Raw genomic sequence first — 22,303 nt, 5'->3', positions numbered from 1 at the left:
GGCTGAGACATACATGCGCGCACAACGATCTCGTTGTGAAAGTGCACGGTTAGTTGAACAAGAAGACTATCTGTTGAACATATGTCAGTCCGCTATCTGCTGTAAAGTAACATTTTAGTGATGTAACGCTTGAAAAGACAGCCACACCCCCGCATTAACGGGCGGGTGTCTGAACGGATCTGGCATCGCGGCTTCAGCAGTGATGAGGCTGTTCTGGCTACCCGCTTGGTCAGGATCACAGGTCCATTGAGACACCCGCTCATTAATGAAGGGTTCTTTACAATACAAAGGAGGACTTATAACATGCCAGTAACTACTTATTATGAACAGGATGCAGAGCTTAGCGTATTGAAAGGAAAAACGATCGCGGTGATCGGATATGGTAGCCAAGGTCATGCTCAGGCGCAAAACCTGCGTGACAGCGGATTGAACGTAGTCATCGGACTTCGTGAAGGTAAATCTTTTGATGCTGCGAAAAATGATGGATTCGAAGTATTGTCTCCGGCTGAAGCAACTAGCCGTGCAGATGTAGTTCAAATCTTGCTGCCAGACGAAACACAAGCTTCTGTATACAAAAACGAAATCGAACCAAACCTGAAAAAAGGTGCTGCATTGCTCTTCTCTCACGGTTTCAACGTTCATTTCGGTCAAATCGTTGCTCCAAAAGACAGCGATGTATTGCTGGTAGCTCCTAAGTCCCCTGGTCACATGGTACGTCGTACCTACGTGGAAGGATTTGGTGTTCCTGGTCTGATTGCGATCGAGCAAGATGCAACAGGTAAAGCAAAAGATATCGGTCTGGCTTATGCTAAAGGTATCGGCTGCACACGTGCTGGTGTTATCGAAACTTCCTTCCGTGAAGAAACAGAAACAGACTTGTTCGGTGAGCAAGCCGTTCTGTGCGGCGGTGTAAGTGCCCTCGTTAAAGCTGGATTCGAAACGTTGACAGAAGCGGGTTATGCGCCTGAGATGGCATACTTCGAGTGTCTGCACGAATTGAAACTGATCGTTGACCTGATGTATGAAGGTGGACTTGCAAGCATGCGTGATTCCATCAGTAACACAGCGGAATACGGTGACTATGTAACTGGACCACGTGTCGTTACAGAAGATACGAAGAAAGCAATGAAAGAAGTGCTTTCCGATATCCAACAAGGTAAATTCGCACGTGACTTCATTCTGGAGAACCAATCCGGTCGTGCATTCCTGACAGCTACTCGTCGCAACGAAGCTGAACACCCGATCGAAGTGGTGGGCGGACAATTGCGTGAAATGATGCACTGGATCAAGAAGTAATAACGGCTTTTGAATGAACAAGCAACTTACAGCGTGAACTGGAAATAGCGGCCGTGCTTATGCGTGAGCCGCTATTCTGGTTTGTGGAAACATATCGAAGCAGGAGGTGCGAGGCGTGCGTAAAATTTACGTTTTTGATACAACGCTGCGTGATGGAGAGCAATCTCCGGGAGTCAATCTGAACACTCGTGAAAAGGTGGAGATTGCCCATCAACTGGAGCGGCTTGGCATTGACCGGATGGAAGCAGGTTTCCCGGCGGCATCTCCAGGTGACCTGGCTGCAGTCAACGCCGTAGCGAAAGCGGTTAAAAATGTTACAGTGATTGGTTTGTCCCGTTCCAGGGAGCAGGATATTGATGCGGTCAAAGAAGCGCTTAAAGGTGCACAGGACCCATGTATTCACGTATTCCTGGCGACCTCGCCCATTCACCGTCAGCATAAGCTGCGCATGGATAAAGGTCAGGTGCTGGATACGGCACGCTCTGCGATCCGTTATGCAAAGAAGACATTTTCCAAGATTGAATTCTCTTTGGAGGATGCAGGTCGTACAGAATATGATTTCCTCGTCGAAATGGTCAATATGGCGGTCGAAGAGGGTGCTTCTGTCGTCAATATTCCGGATACAGTCGGATATCTGAGCCCATACGAGTATGGCAATATTTTCAAACATCTGAAAGAAAATGTTCACAACATAGATAAAGTACAGCTGAGTGCGCACTGCCACAACGATCTCGGCATGGCAACAGCGAATACACTTGCGGCGATTCTGAATGGCGCTGATCAGATTGAAGGTACCATCAACGGGATCGGGGAGCGCGCAGGCAATACGGCGATTGAAGAGATTGCGATGGCACTCGAGACACGCCAGGAGTTTTTCCAGGCCAAAACGACGCTGCAACTGTCCGAAATTGCACGCACCAGCCGTCTGGTCAGCCGCCTAACAGGCATGGTTGTTCCGGGCAACAAAGCGATTGTTGGAGCAAACGCGTTTGCACATGAATCAGGTATTCACCAGGACGGCATGCTGAAGGAAAAAACGACATATGAGATCATGACACCGGAAACGATTGGTCTGAAAGAGAGCAAGCTGGTGCTTGGTAAACACTCTGGCCGTCACGCATTCCGTGAACGTTTGATCGACCTTGGGTATGAACTGGATGAAGAAGCACTTAACCGGGCGTTTGCACAGTTCAAAGATCTGGCAGACAAGAAAAAGGAAGTTACGGATGAGGATCTGCTCGCTGTAATCGAAGAGAAACTGCAGGATGCACCTGAGGTGTATAAACTGGAATCGATTTTTGTGACATATGGTGATGAATCGGTACCAACGGCTAAGGTGCGGATTGCAACTCTGGATGGAGAAACCGTCGAGAAGCAGGCTGAAGGTAATGGTTCGGTGGATGCGATCTACAATGCGATTGATCAGGTGAGCGGAGAAGAGGTTACGCTGTCTGATTATTCCATTAAATCGGTCACACATGGCAAAGATGCGCTTGGTGAAGTTCATGTTGTATTGACACAAAACCAGGTCTCCGTTCAAGGACGCGGTGTGAGCACCGATATTCTTGGAGCAAGTGCACGTGCATATGTGGACGGCTTGAACCAGCTGATTGAGAAACGGAAAACTTACACGAATCGAGTAAATGTGAATTTGTAAATGATGAGCACTTGAGCACCTAAAGAGTCTGACTCGCTGGAGTCTGCTGTTCGTATCATATCAACGCAGTTAGCACGTTGATATGATATAAACAGTCCGGCAGGGTCAGACTTTTCTCGTGACAACCTTATTTTAGAAAATTACCATGCGTATGCGTTAGGGGCGTGTCCACCAGGGCCAGGGAAGATTTCATCCAGACGCTGAAGCGTTGATTCATCGAGTGTCAGTTCGAGGCATTTCAACGCCGTTTCAAATTGCTCCAGCGTGCGTGGACCGATGATGGGTGCTGTTACCGCCGGATTGGCTGCAACCCAGGCAAGGGCTACTGTGTCCTGCGGCTCACCCAGATCACGGCATAGGGCAGCGAAATCCTCGAGCTGTGATCGCTGTTTCTCGATGCGCTCAGCAATGCCGCCGCTGCGAGTGCCTTCAAGCTTCTGCAGCGCATTGCGTCCCAGGAATCCGCCATCCAGCGGGCTCCACGGGATAACGCCAAGACCTAACGCTTTGGCAGCTGGCAGTACCTCCAGTTCAGGAAGCCGGCAGTTCAGGCTGTATTTATGCTGCTCGGACACAAGTCCGAGGAAATGGCGGTTTTTGGCTTCGCTTTGAGCCAGAGCGATCTGCCAAGCGGCAAAATTGCTGGAGCCTACATATCCGATCTTGCCCTGATATACCGCATGCTCAAATGCTCCCCAGAGCTCGTCCCATGTAACGGCAGGATCGACATGGTGCATCTGATAAAGCTCAATATGGTCGGTTTGCAAGCGTTTCAGCGAGCCTTCGAGATGACGTCTGATTTTATATGCGGAGAGACCTGCCTCATTGTTCGGACCGTCTGTTTCATCATGCATGGAGCCGTAAACTTTGGTGGCAAGCACAACCTTTTCACGCCGTCCACCACCTTGTTTGAACCAGCGACCGATAATCTCTTCAGTCAGACCGGAATTTTCTCCCCAGCCATAAATGTTAGCGGTATCAAAAAAGTTTACTCCGGCATCGAGTGCCGCATCCATGATGCGAAAAGCTTCTTTTTCGTCCGTGGCAGGTCCAAAATTCATCGTTCCAAGACAGATGCGGCTGACTTTAAGGCCTGATTTACCCAGATAAGAATATTGCATGGTTTAACATCCCTCCAGCATTTCCTGATTTTGACTCAGGTATATTTTACCTTACGCAGTTCTGAGGAACAACATGCAAACAGGGCTCCGAACCTTATAAGCAAGCATTGGCGAGACTCTTATAGGCAAAAACTATTAAAGTCATAGATTGTATATCTTGGTCAAATGACCGTAGAATATGATACAAAGAAGAGAGTTATTAATGAGACGAAGTTTGAACAGTATGCAAAAGAATTTAAGAATGACCTTGTGAAAAGATGAAATGAAGAATGATTGAATAAGAGGGAGTGTACAACCTATGGTAGACGTGAAAAAAATTGCGGTAATTGCAGGTGACGGAATTGGTCCTGAAGTGGTGGCCGAGGCTGAGAAAGTTCTGAAACGTACGGAGGAAGTGTTCGGTTATCGTTTTGAAACAGAGCATGCTCTGTTTGGAGGTATTGCGATTGACGAGAAGGGCACACCGCTGCCGGAAGAAACATTGACAGTATGTAAAAATGCAGATGCAGTGCTGCTCGGCGCAGTTGGCGGACCGAAATGGGACAATAACAGCAAGGAACTGCGTCCTGAAACAGGCTTGCTTGGCATTCGAAAAGCACTTGGTTTGTTCTCCAACCTGCGTCCGGCTGTCGTATTTGACTGCTTGAAAGACGCATCCACGCTGAAACCGGAAGTGCTTGAAGGCACTGACCTGATGGTTGTTCGTGAACTGACCGGCGGTATTTATTTCGGGGAGAAGTTCAGACGTGAAAGTGCACAAGGCGAAGAGGCTGTGGACACTTGTGCGTACAACGTTGCGGAAGTTGAGCGCATCGTTCGTCAAGCATTCGAGATCGCTCAGGGCCGCCGCAAAAAGCTGGCTTCGGTTGACAAAGCAAACGTACTGGAAACCTCCCGCCTCTGGCGTGAAGTGGTTAACCGCGTAGCTCCGGATTACCCGGATGTTGAACTGGAGCATGTGCTTGTAGACAACTGTGCTATGCAGCTGCTGCGCCGTCCGGCAAGCTTTGACGTTATCGTAACAGAAAATATGTTTGGTGATATTTTGAGTGATGAAGCAGCAATGCTGACCGGTTCCATCGGTATGCTGGCTTCCGCATCACTGGGTGAAGGAAGCTTCGGGCTGTATGAGCCAGTGCACGGCTCTGCGCCGGATATTGCTGGTCAAGGATTGGCAAACCCGATCGCAACAATTCTGTCGCTGGCATTGATGTTCCGTACAACGTTTGGATATGCAGAAGGTGCGGATGCCATTGAAGAAGCGGTAGCCAACGTATTGAATGCGGGCCACCGTACAAGCGACATCGCTGTTGACAAGAGCAAAGCCATCAGCACCACAGAGATGGGCGATCTGATTGTCGCAGCTATTCAGAAAAAAGCATAACCTTTCCGATTTAATTTCCATATAACAAAATATCATAGAGGAATCCATGCTCCGTGATGAATAATACACAGCCCTTTGCTTCCCATGTAAAACCACCTTTGTTGGTTCCAATCATGGAAAAAACAGAGGGCTGTTCTTTTACAATTTTGGCACGGAAATTTCTTATTTATAATTATTATAAAAAAATAACGTTTATAATCTTGACTTTGAGAAGTACGGATGATAACATTTTAAATGTACTTGAGAACAAGTATCAAACTGATTAATGACAGGACAAGCGCTAGCTTGTATCCTGATGATGAGCACTCCATATGGATGCTTACATAATCCCAAAGGAGGAATTTTTAGTTATGGCAGAACGTTTGGTTGGTAGACCAGCACCAGATTTCGCAATGGAAACAGTATCGGGAGACGGACAGGATTTTGGTTCCGTTAAATTGTCCGATTACCGTGGCAAATGGCTCGTATTCTTCTTTTATCCTTTGGACTTCACATTTGTGTGCCCAACTGAAATTACAGCTTTGAGCGACGCTTCCGAGCAATTCAAAGCTTTGGATACAGAAATCCTTGGCGTGAGCGTAGACTCCGTACACAGCCACAAAGCATGGATCAACACACCGAAAGACAGCAATGGTCTTGGTCAGTTGAACTTCCCGCTCGCTTCCGATATCACGAAGCAAGTTGCTAAAGATTACGGCGTTCTGATCGAAGAAGAAGGCGTAGCATTGCGCGGTCTGTTCATCATCGATCCAGAAGGCGAACTGAAATATCAAGTGGTTAACCACAACGATGTAGGCCGCAGTGTTGAAGAAACACTTCGCGTACTGCAAGCACTGCAATCCGGCGGATTGTGTGCAATGAACTGGAAACCAGGCGACAAAAACCTGTAAGCCGGGTTTACTTGAACTCTTCATGTTCAAGCCCTCATCCCCTCGGGGATTGAGGGCTTTTTGCAACCTTTTGCAAAGCCAGAACGTTATCTTAGTCAAAGTGTTTGAACAAGCTTTCAGGCGTGTTAATAATGTAATAGAAGAATATCTTTATTTTGGGCAGAGGAAAGAGGAATTGAAGGCTTGTAAGGCGAATAGGGTATGGAAACCCGGTAATTATTCCGGTGCTCCACATTTATAATTTGTTTATAAATGTGATACACTGTTTGAACACGATTCCCTTTCGGAAGTTTTTGAAGTGCACGGGATTGGCAATAGATAAATTCCGGCACCTAATAAGGAGGGTGAACAAAAATGAGTTACTGTTGTGGGGCTAGTATGGTGGGAACGAAGGGCACGCTGAAGCATTACCGCACCCAGGTTCATAATGTTCCCCTGCTGTTTTGTCCGGTGTGTCACCGGGTCGAGGTGCATTACAAGGTTGAGAACGAATATGAGATTCTTGCTGAGTATGCACATGGCGATGGAGCTTCCGAGATTGATTTTCAAGACTATGTCACAGAAGACGAGGATGCGATCTTCGAAAATTGCGTCAATCGTGAAAGTGAAGATGCAATGGTGATTGTGCAGCGTCAGATTGACATGTCGCTGGATCTGCTGCGGCTCGCCAAGGAAATGAAGGATGAGAAGTGGGAGAGCGAGTTGAAACGTCGTCTTGCCGTCATGAGTCAACGGAAGTTGAAAATTCAGCATAACAAAACGGGACTATAATTACGTACCGAGACATCATATGCACGTATTACATTCAATAAAGCGATACTAAACGAAGCTGATTTACCTTTAAGGTGAGGAGGCTTCGTTTTTGTGCGTTTTATTTCCATATCGGCTGCTATTTTTGCAAAATAATTTCCATTCGACACTTTCTCCGATTGACTCTCTTCCCCAAACTTGTCTATGATAAAAACAGACTTGAAAAAGAGACGGAGCAATGCTTAAAGTTTTCGTCTGGCAATGAGAGAAGTTTGGAAAGGAACCCGGTAATGAACTTAAATCGGCCCTTCCTGTTTCTGTGATGATATGATGTCCGTATGGCAATGTTTATCATTTACGTGAAAAGGAGGAACCTGAATTGATTAGTGAATTTCAGGATACAGTGCCTCAGCGAGCAGATGTACCTCCTCAAGTGCATCTGGATTACAATAAGTATGAGAATGTTTTGGAACACATGGATAGTGGAATTATGCTGTTTGACAACCGCGGTATCTTGACGTTTATTAATGTTCAGATGGCCAAGCTGTTGGAACTGCCAAGAGATCTGTTAAGTGGATGCACGTTGATGCAGATGCTGAGTCTGCCTCAGATGAGTCGATTCAAGAAAAAGAAAATTTTAAGAATTTATCGGGAAACGATCTTTCATCGTAAGCGTTATCATGAGCTGACAGACGAATACGGAAGGCACTGGCTCGTTACGGTTACCTATGGTGATCAGATGGATGGTGATTTTTTATTTAGCGTTAAGGATGTATCGGATTACAAGCAGATCGAGCAAACCGCCTATCAAAATGACAAGCTGGCAATGCTTGGACGTATCTCTGCCTCCATTGCCCACGAGATTCGCAATCCGTTAACCGCTATTCGCGGCTTCATCCAGCTATTGCGTCCTCATCTGCTGCAGCTCGGCAAAGACGAATACGCACGAATTATTTTAACGGAGATTGACCGGGCTAACGATATTATTTACGAGTTTCTGAACTCCTCGAAACCTTCCGCTCCGCAGAAGACGATTATGACCGTAGAATCCTTGCTCAAGGAGGTCGTTCTGTTGACAGAGAGTGAAGGTCTGATGAAGGGCTGCGAAATCTTGCTGGAGGTTGATGATACACCACTTAGCGTATCAATCGACGTTAAGCAGATCAAGCAGGTCATTCTGAACATGGTGAAAAATGCAATGGATGCCATTGAAGAGGTGGGTGAAGAGCATACAGGCATGATTCGCATTAAAACAGCCACGGATAATAAATTTGTGCAGATTACGATAGCTGATAATGGTCGCGGCATGGATCACAATACGCTGGTGCGTCTGTTTGATCCGTTCTTCACTACCAAAGAAAGCGGGACCGGTCTCGGGCTTTCTGTAAGTTACCGTATCATTAAAAATCATGGCGGCACCATCTCGGTGGATAGCCAAAAGGGCGAGGGCACCAGCTTTATGATCAAGCTCCCACTGGTAGTTTAATAGAGATCATGTCAGAAGGGATCGGTGTGCTGCCGATTCCTTTGTTTTTTGTCAGAGCGATTAGGGTTATAGTTAGAAATGTATGCGAATACATAGGCTCACTGCGGAAGGATGGGATTACATTGAATATTCAGGATATGGAGAGCATGAATCAGCAGTTGATTGAACATGTAGGTAGAGTGATTGTTGGTAAAGAGCGTACGATGGAATTGGTGCTGACAGCCATTATTGCTTCTGGTCATGTGCTTCTGGAGGATGTGCCGGGCACGGGAAAAACGATGCTTGCCAAGTCAGTGGCAGCCTCGCTGGACTGCACGTTTCAGCGGATACAATTCACTCCCGATCTGCTGCCCTCTGATTTGACAGGCATTCATTTTTATAATCAGAAATCAGGAGATTTCGAATTCAGACCAGGTCCGCTCTTTGCTAATCTTGTGCTGGCAGACGAAATTAACCGGGCTACACCGCGAACACAGTCCAGTCTGCTCGAATGTATGGAAGAACGTCAGATTAGTATCGACGGCTCTACCCGGCAGCTCGAACGACCGTTTATTGTCATTGCAACCCAGAATCCGATTGATAATCAAGGCACATTTCCGTTGCCGGAAGCCCAGATGGATCGGTTTATGATGAAAATTCGCATGGGTTATCCGAGTGTAGAAGAAAGCATCGAGATTCTCAAAAGAACAGCCGTCAGTCGCTCCGTACATGATTTATCTTCAATGATCTCGCGAGAACAGCTTTTGAAAGCCCAGGAAATGTATACAAGTGTTACTGTAAACGAGGATCTGATGCGTTATATCGTGCAGCTTACGGAAGCAACCAGAGCACATGCTGAATTATCACTGGGTGTTAGTCCAAGGGGCGCACAGGCACTTCTGAGAGCTGCTCAGGCTTGGGCTGCATTACACGGCAGAGATTATGTTGTGCCGGATGATATCAAAGTGCTTGCAGAGCCTGTGCTGGCTCATCGTTTGGTATTTCGTAATCGGGTGAGGCAGCAGGAAGGACTGGCCGAACAGATTATTCAGCAGATTTTAAGCCAGACAGAGGTGCCGACAGAGACACTGACAACAGGCGGGCGCTAGGCTTATGGAACTTCTCTGGCTTGTTGTGGTTGGGAGCCTCATTATGGTGCTGCATGGAGTATGGTTTGGGCGTCCAGTGCTGCGAAACCTCAAGTACAGCAGACAATTCAGCAAAATGCGCTGTTATGCTGGGGACGAACTGGAGATGATTGAGACGATATCCAATGAAAAACGAATCTCCGTTCCGTGGCTCAGACTGGAGGCGATGATGCCGGCTTCATTTATTTTTCGCACCGGTTCAGGCATGGATATCAGTCAAGGGAATATTTATCAGAACCATAAAAGTATTTTTACATTAAAACCCTATAATCGAATTACACGCACACATCCGTTTGTGTGCTCCAAACGTGGTGTATACAGGATGGATACAGCTACAATGACAGGTGGGGACTTGTTTGGTGTGTGGCGTTCCACAAAACCGATCCCTGTACAGATGTCGATGATTGTGTATCCTTCACTTGTAAGTATAGAAGATATGCCGGCAATCTATCAGGTATGGCAGGGCGAGGTTGAGGTGTCGCGCTGGATTGTGGAAGATCCGTTTCTGATCCTGGGTGTGCGGCCCTATGGAGCCGGTGATCCAATGAATCGTATTCATTGGAAAGCCAGTGCGCGTACCGGGGACCTGCAGGTGTACAAACAAGGCTGGACCGCTGATCCCCAGTCCTGGATTATCGTCAATATTCAGGAATCGGCAGACATGTGGAGTGTAGTCACCCGGCCTGAGCTGATTGAACAGGCGCTTCGCTACGCAGCCACCGCAGCTACCGATGCGATCGACAGAGGGCTGCCTGCCGGATTTGCTCATAACGGCTACAGAACAGACGGAGGGCGTGATGTGCTTCGAATCGAACCGGATTACGGAACACCACATCTGGAAATGTTACTGGAGGCTATGGCTGAAACCGAGTTGAAATGCTTGGTGCCGATGGAGCAGTTTTTGCAGGATGAGGTCAGATGGAGTGAAGAAGAGCAGCAGGTCCGCAGTTATTTGTTAATTACGTCCTATGTATCACCGGCTATGGAGTATGAAATCATGCGTTTGCAGGAGCAGGGGCATCGGGTAACCATTCTGCCTGTCGAGCAGTTGAAGAGGAAAACAGAGGCGGTGGGCGCATGAACGAAAACGATGAAAGAAAGCGTATGCATAGCATCGCAATGCTGGCTTTATTAAGCATCGGTGTATATCTGTTCCCAATCATGACAATCACGTCGCTCTATGCTCAAAGAATGATCCCGTTTATATTATTGGGTTTATTTGTTGTGACTGGCTGGTTTGTTCAATGGCTCCAGCATCGCTTCACTGGTTTGATGGAACGCAGTTCGTTCGTTCGGAGTACCGCAGCACTGGTCATCGGAACTTTGTTTGCTATCATTCCGGGTATGCTGCTGCCTCTCTCCCTTCCAATTATTATAACGCTGGCTGCTTGTTCGATTACGGCAGCGTTTACAGGCTTTCAGTACGATCACGGTTATCATTCCACGATGCTGTGGCGCTTGCAGATTATAGGTGTAATCAGTGCCATTGTGCTCACGATCGCGGCAGGTCAGGTTCAATTTTTGTGGCCATTGCAGATGTACGCGATGTATATGTATGCCGCCGGAGTAATCAGTTTTGTGTTATGGATTGTTGCACAGTACAGAACACAGCTCGATCGGGCGGTGCTTAACGACGGGAGTCGGAGGCTGGTGCTGCGGGAATTTACGCGGGCGAACCATCAACGGATCATATGGATGCTGGTGGTAATCGTCGGAATTGGCGCTTTTCCAAGTCTGGCGGCCTGGCTTGCACCGCTACGTGATCGTGTGCTGGCGTGGATTCGAAGTTTATTGGGAACCTCGTCCCCGCAGCAACTGCCCGATACACCTCAGGCTTCCAACGAACCGATGACCTTGCCTGATGAATTGAAGGGTCCTCCTTCGGAACCTTCTATGTTCTGGGAGATTCTCAGCTGGGTTGTTTTTAGTGCAGCGGCGGCAGTGATGATCTGGCTTTTCGCCAAACTGGCAAGAGTGATCTGGAATAAACTTGAGGAACGATTCAAGGGTATGCTGCAGCCTGTCCAGAAAAGGGAAGCACCAAAAACAGAGTATGTAGATATCAGTGAATCGCTGGAAGTGCCAACGCAGGTTCGCAAGCGATGGTTCCGCAAAAGGGAATCGGTTCCGGCGCAGAGCGGCGAACGTATTCGTTATTATTATCGAACATGGGTAAATCAGGCGTTACAGCGTGGAGTCGGAATCGAGAAGTCACATACACCTTTGGAGGCAGCAGAAACCATTATAACAAGCCCCTCCGAACCTTTGGATGCGAAAAGCCATTTCAAGCCTGGCGAGCAGGAACTGGCTGCGCGACTTCCTGCGGCATATAACGCTGTTCGTTACGGGCGGAACGGGGAAGATCATCCGGATGTGATTGAGATGGATCGAATCTGGAAATCTTACAGTAAATAAGCCCGGAATCCCTTTACTTTTCTTGTCACGTTCAAGTATCATGAGAGGAATACACAAGTTGGTCAGAAAAGGAGCAGACATTGATGAAGACAAATCATTGCAAGATTGTAGACTGTACCATCCGTGATGGTGGATTGGTGAATAATTGGGATTTTAGCGTAGACTTTGTTCAAAAGCTGTATGCAGGCCTGAACGAAGCTGGCGTTGATTATATGGAGATCGGCTACAAAAACTCCCCTAAATTGCTCAAAGGTGCAGAAGAAGCCGGACCATGGCGCTTTCTGAACGATGATTTTCTGCGCAAAGTGATTCCGCAAAAAGGAAATACCAAATTGTCTGCACTTGTCGATGTGGGCCGGGTAGATGAGAATGATATTTTGCCGCGTAGTGAAAGCATGCTGGATCTTATCCGTGTGGCTTGTTACAGCAAAGATGTGGACAAGGCGCTTGCATTGGTGCAAACATTCCATGACCGGGGTTATGAAACGACACTGAATATTATGGCCCTCTCCAATGTGATGGAGAATGAGCTGCTGGAAGCATTTGAAATGATTAAAGACAGCTCGGTTGATGTGGTTTACATCGTGGACTCTTATGGCAGTCTGGATCATAACGATGTGAAATATTTGGTCGAGAAATTCAAAACACATCTTCCGAATAAACGCCTTGGTGTTCACACGCATAACAATATGCAGCTTGCCTTCTCCAACACACTTGTAGCAGCGGAGCTTGGCGTTGAATTGCTGGATGCTTCTGTATATGGCATGGGACGTGCAGCAGGCAACTGTCCGACTGAACTGCTCGTAGCTCATCTGAAAGGAACTAAATATAATTTGCGTCCGGTACTTGACGTGTTGGAGCAGCTGATGGTTCCGTTAAGAGAAAAAGAAGAATGGGGATACATCCTGCCTTACATGATCACAGGTGCACTGGACGAGCATCCTCGTTCAGCTATGGCACTTCGTGCATCAGAAGACAAAGACAAGGTGGTTGACTTCTATGATAAGCTGACAACCCCTGAAGTGAATTTCGATAAATGAAAAATAGTCTGAAATAAGGTTGAAAATTAAAAAAACATGGTTTCTCACACGAGAACCATGTTTTTTTAGTTCTTTGTTCCTTATTTTTAGTCATTTTTATGAATAGATATTCCTACTTATAACTATTTTTTAGTTCACGAATACGGATTTAAATGTTATTATGTACCAGATGGAACATGCAGAATATAGAATTAAACATTGGTCAATATATTTTTTTGTCGAAATGTGTAATATACTTGGTGAAATAGAAAAATAGCGTTCATTCTTACACGTATTTCAGGATAGTGATCCCGGGAAGGAAAACATGGCATGAAGGTTAAAATGCAAGATCAGAGTCAAATAGGTTGGGTCGCCGCAGGCGGCTTATTGTTTTTCCTCGTAAGTCAATGGTTTCGTTCTTCTTCAAACTCTGATCTGATCATTTCGGGTTACCCGGTGTTAACATTGCTGGGTGGATTCGCTGCGACCGCCGCTTGTATAGGCATCTACAATCAAAGCTGGCTGTTCCAGACCCAAAAATTGACGCTGCGCAGAGTGTTAATGACAACACTTTTTCTCATGGTGGGTCTATTTGAACTGGTTCATATCGTTTCATTCGCTGAAGAAGTTCCTTCAAAAGCGATGATGGAATCCAACTTTTCCTTGATGATGACTACGATGGGATCACTGATTTGCTCTGCGGGTCTGTTATTTATATATACGGTACAGGAGAAGCAAGTTGCATTACCGCGCAAATTTTTTCTGTTTAGTGCGACAATAGGCTGTTTTCTCATTTTGTACATACTTGCTATTCAGGAATGGAGCTTGATGCCCAAGATGCTTGAGGGGCAGAAGCTTGGTGGATTATTCAATATTATGCATGGGGTGGCTGGCCTGATGTATGTCGTTAGTACTCTCATTCTGTATACAGAGTGGAGAAAGTCTAGAGACTTCAATCTTCCGCCTATACTTTGCGGCATACTTTGTTTCTTGCTAGGTCAAGGGTTTTTTGTACTCTCAGAGACAGTGGAGGATCTTAATCTGCTCTTTGGTATGCTTAGCAATTGCATGGGGTACTTTTTCATTCAGAAGGGGCTTTACGCCTCTGTGGTGGACACACCTTTCTTGCAGCAGCAGGCAGCTGAGGCCAAAATGAATTATATCGCACATCATGATGATGTAACGCGTCTTCCGAATCGCCGTCGTCTTACCCAGCAGCTGAAAGTGATGATGGATGAGGCTGTTGCAGAGGAGAAGCTCGTTGGTGTGCTGGTGCTCAATATTAATCGGTTCAAAACAATCAACGATTCACTCGGCCAGCAGGCAGCTAATCGGGTGTTACATCAGGTTGGACAACGCTTGAGACAATCTTGTCTCCCCGGAGAAGAGGTATTCGGATTGGGGCGAGACGAGTTTGCCCTGACGATGACAGATTTCTATGCTACGGATACGGCTGTGTGCCGCACACGATCCATTCTGCAGCTCTTTGAGAAGCCTGTCATGGTGGATGGCAACGAGTATCATCTAACATTAGGTATCGGTATGGCCATTTTCCCTTACGACGGCAAATCTCCGGAAGAGATGATACAGAATGCAGATACCGCACTGCATAGTGCGAAGGAACAAGGGATAGAGCTTAACCGTTACGCACATGCGATGCAAATGAAGGCACAGGAGCGCTTGCAGCTGGAGAATGATCTGCGTAAAGCCTTGGTTCGTAACCAATTTTACCTGGTATACCAGCCTCAGGTGAATCTGCAGAGTGGATTGGTTGTGGGCATGGAGGCGCTGGTCAGATGGCAGCATCCGGAGCGAGGCTCCGTATCACCAGCAGAGTTTATTCCGCTGGCGGAAGAGAGTGGACTGATCGTTCCGCTGGGAGAATGGGTTCTGCGGGAGGCATGTGCTCAGAACAAGCGGTGGCAGGACGCGGGATATCGTAAATTATGCGTGTCAGTCAACCTCTCGATGAGACAGTTCAGACATTCCCACCTGCTCGATAGTATCAATAGCATCCTTAAAGAAACGGGGCTGGAGCCTGCATGGCTTGAACTGGAAATTACCGAGAGCATGACGTTTGACAAGGATCGGGCTTTTGAACAGCTTCAGAAAATTAAAGAGATTGGTGTACATATCAGTATTGATGACTTTGGTACAGGATATAGTTCATTGCATTATCTCAAAGATTTGCCGATTGACCGGCTCAAGATTGACCGTTCCTTTGTCAATGAAATTATGGAAGATAGCAACAACGCCGCTATTGTATCCACCATCACTTCGATGGCACACCATCTGCAGCTGAAAGTGACAGCCGAAGGGGTAGAGAATGAAGATCAGATATTGTTTTTGCGCAACCAGCACTGCCATGAGGCTCAGGGGTATTTCTTCAGTCAACCGATTGAAGCTGCCGTTTTCGAGAAGAAGTTCCTAAGGGACATAGACATGCCTGTGGGGTAAGAGCAGCAGGGCCGCGAGAGCGTTCCTGCCTTTTGGTCCCCTTTTTCATGGTAAAAATCGTAAAAGAACCTTGCGTGTTCTTATGGATCATGTTATATTAAGTTTTGTAAAATCACTGTTAACTTCCACTGGAATTTAACGGGACGTAGCTCAGCTTGGTAGAGCACCTGGTTTGGGACCAGGGGGTCGCATGTTCAAATCGTGTCGTCCCGATCGTTCATTTTGCGGGTGTAGTTCAATGGTAGAACTTTAGCCTTCCAAGCTAATAGCGTGGGTTCGATTCCCATCACCCGCTTTATACTTCGTAACACCTTAAACCCTTGCGCCACAAGGGTTTTTCTTTTGTCCATTTTTAAAGATTTGCGACAGCTTATTTATTGAGATTGGCTTTTTTTCAATCATCTGGTACAATAACGAGGTATTGATACTATACATGAATGAGAGGTAACCATACGTCCCATGAAGTAAGACACATGAATTGAACCCCAGTTAACTGCACATTGATGTATGACGCAGTCAGCCGAGCGGCTGAGCAATGAGGGGATTCGTGTGTCCAGATTCAGCTATGGGAATGGTATGGGACCAATGGGAAGAGCGGGCTTGGAAGCTTTGCTGTACTCGAAATTGGGTTTCTTTGTTCATGCCATTGTATATCCATGTCTGTGTTTGAATGCCAGATTCCATAACAATTGCTAAACCGCCGGCTGATGCCAGCGGTTTTTTTGTTCAGGAAAGGATGAGGACTCATGATGACATTGGTACGCTTGCATGAAGTATCAAAAGAGTGGAACGGACATGAATTCTTTGCAGGGTTAAATCTTGAAATTAACGAGGGCGAACGCCTTGCTATTTTGGGTCGCAACGGCTGCGGCAAAACCACCTTGTTACGCATTATATTGGGTGAGGAGCAGGGAGGTGGACGAATTGACCGGCATCTTCCGCTGCAGGAATGGGGGTTTATGCGCCAGCGCACAGACGTAACGGATGACATCCAGGTGCTGGATGCAGTACGCCGGGAGAGTGGACGGATTGACGAGATCAAACGGGCACTGGAAGACATGGAGCATCGGTTAAGAGATTCAGATGCAGAGGAGGACACTTCTTTGCTTGACCAATATGCTCGTTCTTTGGAAGAATATGAGCAGCTGAACGGGTACATGTGGGAAACAGAGGTAGAGAAGGTGCTGACCCGGCTTGGTCTGACGGCAGAGCATTGGGGCAGGCCTTACCACTCCCTTAGCGGCGGTCAGAAAACGAAGGCTCGGCTGGCAGGGCTTCTGGTGAGCAAGCCCAGGTTTCTGATTCTGGATGAGCCAACGAATCATCTGGATGAAGAGAGCATGCGCTGGCTGGAAAGCTGGCTTGCTTCATATGAAGGCACGGTGCTGTTTGTATCCCATGACCGCACGTTTATAGACCAGGTGGCCACAGGTGTCATCGAATTCAGCGCCGATCGGCTAACCAAATACAAGGGCGGTTACTCCGATTACAAGACCCATAAGGAGCGGGAGCTCAAAGAGCAGGAGACGATCTATCGCAAGCAGCAGCTGGAACGCAAAGCGCTGGAGGAAACCATTCGTAATTATCAGCAGTGGTTTCACAAAGCCCATAACTCGGCTGGAGACCAAGAGGTGAAGATCACCCAGAGCTTTTACAAGGCCAGGGCCAATAAAAATATTTCGCGTTACCATGCCAAACAGAAGCAGCTGGAACGGCTGGAGAATGAACGGGTGGATAAACCGCGTGAAGCAGCCAAGCTGAACATGGAGCTGCAGTTGAGCACACTTGGTGCGCGGCAGCTTCTGGCGCTGGAGGGAGTCAGCTTCTCCTATAAGCCGGAGCAGTCTTTGCTTTGTGATATTCAAACAGCAGTGGAGCGCGGGGATCGGCTTGCGGTCCGCGGACCAAATGGAACAGGCAAAAGCACGCTGCTGAAATTAATGATTGGAGAGCTGCAGCCAGTGCAGGGGCGGGTTACCCGGCATCCCCAGCTCCGCATCGGTTATTTTTCACAGGAGCTGGAAGGACTGCCTGAACACATGACATTGCTGGACAGTCTGCTTGTGCTTCCCTCGATGACACAGAGCGCTGCGCGCACGATTCTGGGATGTTTTTTATTTTCAAGAGAAGATGTGTTCAAGCGTATTGGAGATTTAAGCATGGGGGAGAAGTGCAGGGTAGCGTTTCTGCGTTTATACTTTGGCGGTGCCAATCTGCTTGTGCTGGATGAACCGACGAATTATCTGGATATCGATACGCAGGAAGTGATGGAAAATGTACTGAAAGAAGCTTCCGGTGCGTTGGTTCTTGTATCTCACGACCGCATGTTAGTCCGAACACTGGCGAATCGTCTGTGTGACTTGAAGCCGGACGGAACGGTATCACTCTTCGAGGGTGGTGTAGCCGATTGGGAACAAACGGTGCGGCTGCGGGATTCTGCGCTGGATACACGGGATTCGGATGATGAACGGCTGCGTCTGGAGATGAGGCTGTCGGAGTTGCTTTCCCCAGTCAGTGCCGCCGGAGCTGAGCGGTTGATCACTGCCGAGGATGAGGAGAGACGGGAGTCGGAAGCCGCCGAGATTCGTAAGATTCAGCAGCGATTGAAAGAACTGAGGAATCAGGGGAACGCTGCAAATTAACATCTGGGCAAGCTTGCTATTTCGCCGTATTTTGCTTATAATAATGAACGATCATGCGATCATTGGTATGTATAAGCATAAGTTTAACTTGAGTAAACGTATTGATGGAGACAAGTAAGCAGTGCCTCTGGACAGGGAGGAAGCGCCATAGATTGAGAGCGTTTCTGTAGAACCAGGCTGCTGAAATTCACTCCGGAGCGGTTCCCTGAACCTGTTGATGTGTGTATGCACGGAAGCGACAGTAGGGGTAAACGGTTAACGGTCGTTATTCCGTACAGAGTGAGACAGAACGTGCTGAGTCGGATATATAGTTCGATGTGACAACGGGAGTCTAACAAGGGTGGTACCACGGTCTTTTCGTCCCTTTTGGGGAGAAAAGGCCTTTTTTTGTTGCAATAACAGCATTTAAAGGGGGCAATTACACATGAAAGAACGTTTAGAGGCATTGAAGATCGAAGCGCTGGAGCAGCTGTCTGGCGTAACCGATCCGCAGACGCTGGCCGATCTGCGTGTAAAGTATTTGGGCAAAAAAGGTGCATTGACTGAAATTTTGCGCGGCATGGGCGCACTTAGTGCAGAGGAACGTCCAGTCATCGGGCAAGTTGGTAACGAGGTGCGCGCAGCCATTGAAGAGGTCATCAACAGCAAGCAGGAGCAATTCCAGAAGGAAGAGACCGCGAAGCGTCTGCAATCCGAGAAGATTGACGTGACCTTGCCAGGACGTCGTGGACGTCAAGGAGGTCTGCATCCGCTGACCAAAGTGGTGCAGGAGATCGAAGATATTTTCATCGGTATGGGATATCGTGTAGCGGAAGGTCCAGAGGTTGAGATGGACTATTACAACTTCGAAGCGTTGAATCTGCCTAAAAATCACCCGGCCCGTGATATGCAGGATTCCTTCTACGTGACAGAGGACCTGCTTATGCGTACACACACCTCACCTGTGCAGGTTCGTACGATGCAGAGCATGAAAGGTGAAGTTCCCGTAAAGGTCATCTGCCCGGGTAAAGTATACCGCCGTGATGACGATGATGCGACACACTCCTTCCAGTTCCATCAGGTAGAAGGTCTCGTGATCAGCGAAAGCATTCGCATGAGTGATCTGAAAGGAACACTGCTGCAGTTTGTACGTGAAATGTTCGGAGCCCACACGGAAATTCGTCTGCGTCCAAGCTTCTTCCCGTTCACCGAGCCAAGTGCTGAAGTGGATGTAACCTGTGTGCAGTGCGGCGGAAGCGGTTGTCGGGTTTGCAAACAAACAGGCTGGCTTGAAATTTTGGGCGGCGGTATGGTTCACCCGAAAGTGCTTGAGATGGGCGGATATGACCCGGAGAAATACAGCGGTTTTGCCTTTGGCATGGGGGTAGAGCGGATTGCGATGCTCAAATACGGCATTGACGACATTCGCCATTTCTACAACAGTGATCAGACGTTCCTGAAACAATTCGGACGGCTGTAATTCAAGTAAACGTCAAACCAATATATAGATTAAGGAAGTGAACATGCATGAGAGTATCGACAGATTGGCTGTCTGATTATATTTCGCTTGAAGGTGTGACACCACAGGAGCTGGCAGAGAAAATTACCCGTGCAGGGATCGAAATTGATGTTGTGGAGAACCGCAATCAGGGCGTAAACAAGGTTGTTGTGGGCTACGTCAAGAGCAAGGAGAAACACCCGGACGCGGACAAGCTGAATGTATGTGTTATCGATGCAGGACAAGAGGAAGATCTGCAGATCGTATGCGGCGCCAAAAATGTGGATGCGGGTCAAAAGGTAGCGGTAGCCCTTGTAGGTGCAAAGCTTCCTGGCGGTCTGGATATTAAAAAGGCGAAGCTGCGCGGTGTGGTATCGCTCGGCATGATCTGCTCCGCCAAAGAGCTGGGCATGAACGACAAATTGCTGCCGAAGGATCAACAGGAAGGTATTCTGGTTCTGCCGGAGCAGACCGAGATTGGTACGCCGATCAGCCAGGTGCTGGGTCTTGACGATCATGTGCTGGAGCTGGATCTGACGCCGAACCGTTCCGACGCTTTGAGCATGCGCGGTGCAGCATACGAAGTGGGAGCCATTCTTGGTCGTGAAGTGAAGCTGCCGAATCCGAAGGAGCAGTTGGTCGAAGCTGGCGACGAAGCCGCTAAGCATATCTCGGTCGAGATCAAAGCGCAGGAGCAATGCAGCCACTATGCGGCTCGTTATGTGACTGGCATCAAGCTGGGGGCTTCCCCGCTGTGGATGCAAAACCGTCTCGTTGCGGCGGGCGTACGTCCCATCAACAATATCGTGGACATTACGAATTATGTGATGCTGGAATATGGTCAGCCTTTGCATGCGTTTGACGCGGATAAGCTGGAAAATGGACGCATTGAGGTGCGCATGGCGCATGAGAGCGAAACGATTGTGACGCTGGATGGTCAGGAGCGCAAGCTGGAGCCGCACATGCTGCTCATTACCGATGGCGTAAAACCGGTTGCCATCGCAGGGGTGATGGGCGGTGAGAACTCCGAGGTATCGGAGGGCACCGTGAATCTGCTTCTGGAGTCCGCCAAGTTTGACGGCGGAACGGTGCGGAAGACGTCGCGCCAACTGGGGCTGCGTTCCGAAGCAAGCTTGCGTTTTGAAAAAGAGGTGGACCCGGGTGCGGTCATTACGGCTCTGGATCGTGCGGCTGAACTCATTCAGCGTTATGCGTCAGGTATTGTGCATCAAGGGATTGTGCAGGCTGGAGCGGAGGCTTCCGAGAAACGTGTCATTCAAATGTCGCTGAGTAGGCTCAACCGTTATCTGGGTACAGACTTGTCTTTGCTAGAGGTGAAAACGATCTTTGCCCGGCTGCATTTTGCATGTGGTGATGCAGAGCAGGGAGTGCTGGACGTTGAGGTGCCAACGCGCAGAGGAGATATTACGCTGGACGTGGATTTGTTTGAAGAGGTTGCCCGTCTGTACGGGTATGACAACATTCCAACGACATGGATCGAAGGCCCGACGACACCGGGAGCATACACACGTCCTCAAGCCATTCGTCGTACGATTCGCAGTGTAATGTCCGGCAGCGGCTGGCAGGAAATGATCAGTTATTCGTTTGTGCACCCGGACAAAGCGGTATTGTTCCCGGCTCTGACTCAAGGAAGCAAGGCAGTTAAACTGGCCATGCCGATGAGTGAGGATCGCAGCGTGCTGCGCACAAGCATTTTGCCACAGATGCTGGATGCTGCCGTCTACAATATGAACCGGAAACAGGATTCACTTGCGGTGTTTGAAGTGGGCAGTGTGTTCTTCACGGAAGAAGAGAAGCTCACCAAGCAGCCGCATGAAATTCCGGTACTCGCCTTGCTGCTTACAGGCAATCGTGCAGCGCAGCAATGGAATGTCGGGGCGGAGAAAGTGGATTTCTTCGACTTGAAGGGAGCGCTTGAACATCTGTTTGCTTATCTGGGGTTGGGGCAACGAATTCGTCTTGTGGCGAACAGTCCGGAAGGTTTCCATCCGGGGCGTTCTGCCTCCGTGCTCCTGGACAGCAAAGATGGCAGTGAGAGCACGTTGATCGGTACAATTGGCCAATTGCATCCAGAACTGCAGCAACAGTATGATCTGAACGATGTTTATGTGGCTGAAATTGCCCTTGAGGCGATATATAAACAAGCTGATGCGGATATTCGTTATCGCGAGCTTCCGCGCTTCCCGGCTGTAGAACGTGATATCGCTGTAGTGGTAGGCAAGGATATTGAAGCTGGAGACATGCTGCGCGTTATTCGTGAATCCGCAGGTGAACTGCTGGAGACCGTGCAGGTATTCGATGTGTTCACAGGCAGCAAGCTTGGTGAAGACAAGAAAAGTGTGGCGATGGCTCTCGTATATCGGAACCGTGAACGTACGCTGACGGATGAAGAGATTACGGAAGTCCATGCACGTGTTGTCACACGTTTGGAAGAGCAATTCAACGCAGAACTGCGTAAATAGAACTGAAGTCAATTTTTTGAATAGAGATTAGCAGGAATTGCTTGAAGTCACATCGAATCCTTAGCATTAGAGGATCGATGTGACTTTTTTGTCATGACA

At 48.2% G+C, this 22,303-nt stretch carries 15 protein-coding genes and 2 tRNA genes; 16 read left to right on the top strand and 1 reads right to left on the bottom strand.

Annotated elements, in window-relative coordinates:
- Positions 1-303: 303 nt before the first annotated feature.
- Positions 304-1,296: a ketol-acid reductoisomerase gene (ilvC, locus tag IEW26_RS11135; protein WP_111272358.1), complete on the top strand. Its 993-nt coding sequence runs from the start codon at positions 304-306 to the stop codon at positions 1,294-1,296.
- 115 nt (positions 1,297-1,411) lie between these two features.
- Positions 1,412-2,953 (top strand): 2-isopropylmalate synthase, encoded by a 1,542-nt coding sequence (locus IEW26_RS11130; RefSeq protein WP_145403118.1) that lies wholly within the window; start codon positions 1,412-1,414, stop codon positions 2,951-2,953.
- A gap of 140 nt (positions 2,954-3,093) precedes the next feature.
- Here the strand turns inward: IEW26_RS11130 and IEW26_RS11125 are convergent, their stop codons facing one another.
- Complete coding sequence (locus tag IEW26_RS11125) at positions 3,094-4,074, bottom strand: aldo/keto reductase (RefSeq protein WP_145403117.1); 981 nt, start codon at positions 4,072-4,074, stop codon at positions 3,094-3,096.
- 298 nt (positions 4,075-4,372) lie between these two features.
- Here IEW26_RS11125 and leuB point away from each other — a divergent pair, with 298 nt between their 5' ends.
- The 14 genes from leuB to pheT all read left to right on the top strand — a co-directional run bounded on the left by leuB (position 4,373) and on the right by pheT (position 22,204).
- Positions 4,373-5,458, top strand: coding sequence for a 3-isopropylmalate dehydrogenase (gene leuB, locus IEW26_RS11120; protein ID WP_145403116.1), 1,086 nt, complete (start codon positions 4,373-4,375; stop codon positions 5,456-5,458).
- A 350-nt stretch (positions 5,459-5,808) separates the two neighbouring features.
- A complete protein-coding gene (locus tag IEW26_RS11115; RefSeq protein WP_111272355.1) occupies positions 5,809-6,348 on the top strand; it encodes a peroxiredoxin in 540 nt (179 codons plus the stop codon).
- Between the two features lie 354 nt (positions 6,349-6,702).
- Positions 6,703-7,119: a hypothetical protein gene (locus tag IEW26_RS11110; RefSeq protein WP_090922221.1), complete on the top strand. Its 417-nt coding sequence runs from the start codon at positions 6,703-6,705 to the stop codon at positions 7,117-7,119.
- Between the two features lie 358 nt (positions 7,120-7,477).
- A complete protein-coding gene (locus IEW26_RS11105) occupies positions 7,478-8,584 on the top strand; it encodes an ATP-binding protein (RefSeq protein ID WP_111272354.1) in 1,107 nt (368 codons plus the stop codon).
- Between the two features lie 122 nt (positions 8,585-8,706).
- Positions 8,707-9,672: an AAA family ATPase gene (locus IEW26_RS11100; protein WP_188592474.1), complete on the top strand. Its 966-nt coding sequence runs from the start codon at positions 8,707-8,709 to the stop codon at positions 9,670-9,672.
- A 4-nt stretch (positions 9,673-9,676) separates the two neighbouring features.
- Entirely contained in the window at positions 9,677-10,792 is a 1,116-nt protein-coding gene (locus IEW26_RS11095; RefSeq protein WP_188592473.1) for a DUF58 domain-containing protein, read from the top strand.
- Positions 10,789-12,126, top strand: a complete 1,338-nt coding sequence (locus IEW26_RS11090) for a hypothetical protein (protein WP_188592472.1) — start codon at positions 10,789-10,791, stop codon at positions 12,124-12,126. Before IEW26_RS11095 ends, IEW26_RS11090 begins: the two co-directional genes overlap by 4 nt.
- Before the next feature lie 83 nt (positions 12,127-12,209).
- A complete protein-coding gene (locus IEW26_RS11085) occupies positions 12,210-13,166 on the top strand; it encodes an aldolase catalytic domain-containing protein (RefSeq protein ID WP_186322954.1) in 957 nt (318 codons plus the stop codon).
- A gap of 309 nt (positions 13,167-13,475) precedes the next feature.
- Positions 13,476-15,602: a bifunctional diguanylate cyclase/phosphodiesterase gene (locus tag IEW26_RS11080; RefSeq protein WP_188592471.1), complete on the top strand. Its 2,127-nt coding sequence runs from the start codon at positions 13,476-13,478 to the stop codon at positions 15,600-15,602.
- A gap of 139 nt (positions 15,603-15,741) precedes the next feature.
- Positions 15,742-15,815: transfer RNA gene (locus IEW26_RS11075), tRNA-Pro, on the top strand.
- Between the two features lie 11 nt (positions 15,816-15,826).
- A tRNA-Gly gene (locus tag IEW26_RS11070) sits at positions 15,827-15,897 on the top strand.
- A 451-nt stretch (positions 15,898-16,348) separates the two neighbouring features.
- A complete protein-coding gene (gene abc-f, locus IEW26_RS11065) occupies positions 16,349-18,244 on the top strand; it encodes a ribosomal protection-like ABC-F family protein (protein ID WP_188592470.1) in 1,896 nt (631 codons plus the stop codon).
- A gap of 424 nt (positions 18,245-18,668) precedes the next feature.
- A complete protein-coding gene (gene pheS, locus IEW26_RS11060) occupies positions 18,669-19,703 on the top strand; it encodes a phenylalanine--tRNA ligase subunit alpha (protein ID WP_145403110.1) in 1,035 nt (344 codons plus the stop codon).
- A 47-nt stretch (positions 19,704-19,750) separates the two neighbouring features.
- Entirely contained in the window at positions 19,751-22,204 is a 2,454-nt protein-coding gene (gene pheT / locus IEW26_RS11055; protein ID WP_188592469.1) for a phenylalanine--tRNA ligase subunit beta, read from the top strand.
- The last annotated feature ends 99 nt before the right edge of the window (positions 22,205-22,303 follow it).

This window comes from Paenibacillus silvae (assembly GCF_014639235.1).
Lineage (GTDB): Bacteria > Bacillota > Bacilli > Paenibacillales > Paenibacillaceae > Paenibacillus > Paenibacillus silvae.
The sequence above is the reverse complement of the archived record's forward strand: the minus strand, read 5'-3'. Positions and strand labels throughout refer to the sequence as shown.

Coding starts and splice junctions, on each gene's coding strand:
- IEW26_RS11080 (WP_188592471.1), top strand. CDS start 13,476: ATGAAGGTTAAAATGCAAGATCAGAGTCAAATAGGTTGGGTCGCCGCA.
- IEW26_RS11095 (WP_188592473.1), top strand. CDS start 9,677: ATGGAACTTCTCTGGCTTGTTGTGGTTGGGAGCCTCATTATGGTGCTG.
- IEW26_RS11125 (WP_145403117.1), bottom strand. CDS start 4,074: ATGCAATATTCTTATCTGGGTAAATCAGGCCTTAAAGTCAGCCGCATC.
- IEW26_RS11110 (WP_090922221.1), top strand. CDS start 6,703: ATGAGTTACTGTTGTGGGGCTAGTATGGTGGGAACGAAGGGCACGCTG.
- pheT (WP_188592469.1), top strand. CDS start 19,751: ATGAGAGTATCGACAGATTGGCTGTCTGATTATATTTCGCTTGAAGGT.
- ilvC (WP_111272358.1), top strand. CDS start 304: ATGCCAGTAACTACTTATTATGAACAGGATGCAGAGCTTAGCGTATTG.
- abc-f (WP_188592470.1), top strand. CDS start 16,349: ATGATGACATTGGTACGCTTGCATGAAGTATCAAAAGAGTGGAACGGA.
- IEW26_RS11115 (WP_111272355.1), top strand. CDS start 5,809: ATGGCAGAACGTTTGGTTGGTAGACCAGCACCAGATTTCGCAATGGAA.
- IEW26_RS11090 (WP_188592472.1), top strand. CDS start 10,789: ATGAACGAAAACGATGAAAGAAAGCGTATGCATAGCATCGCAATGCTG.
- IEW26_RS11085 (WP_186322954.1), top strand. CDS start 12,210: ATGAAGACAAATCATTGCAAGATTGTAGACTGTACCATCCGTGATGGT.
- leuB (WP_145403116.1), top strand. CDS start 4,373: ATGGTAGACGTGAAAAAAATTGCGGTAATTGCAGGTGACGGAATTGGT.
- pheS (WP_145403110.1), top strand. CDS start 18,669: ATGAAAGAACGTTTAGAGGCATTGAAGATCGAAGCGCTGGAGCAGCTG.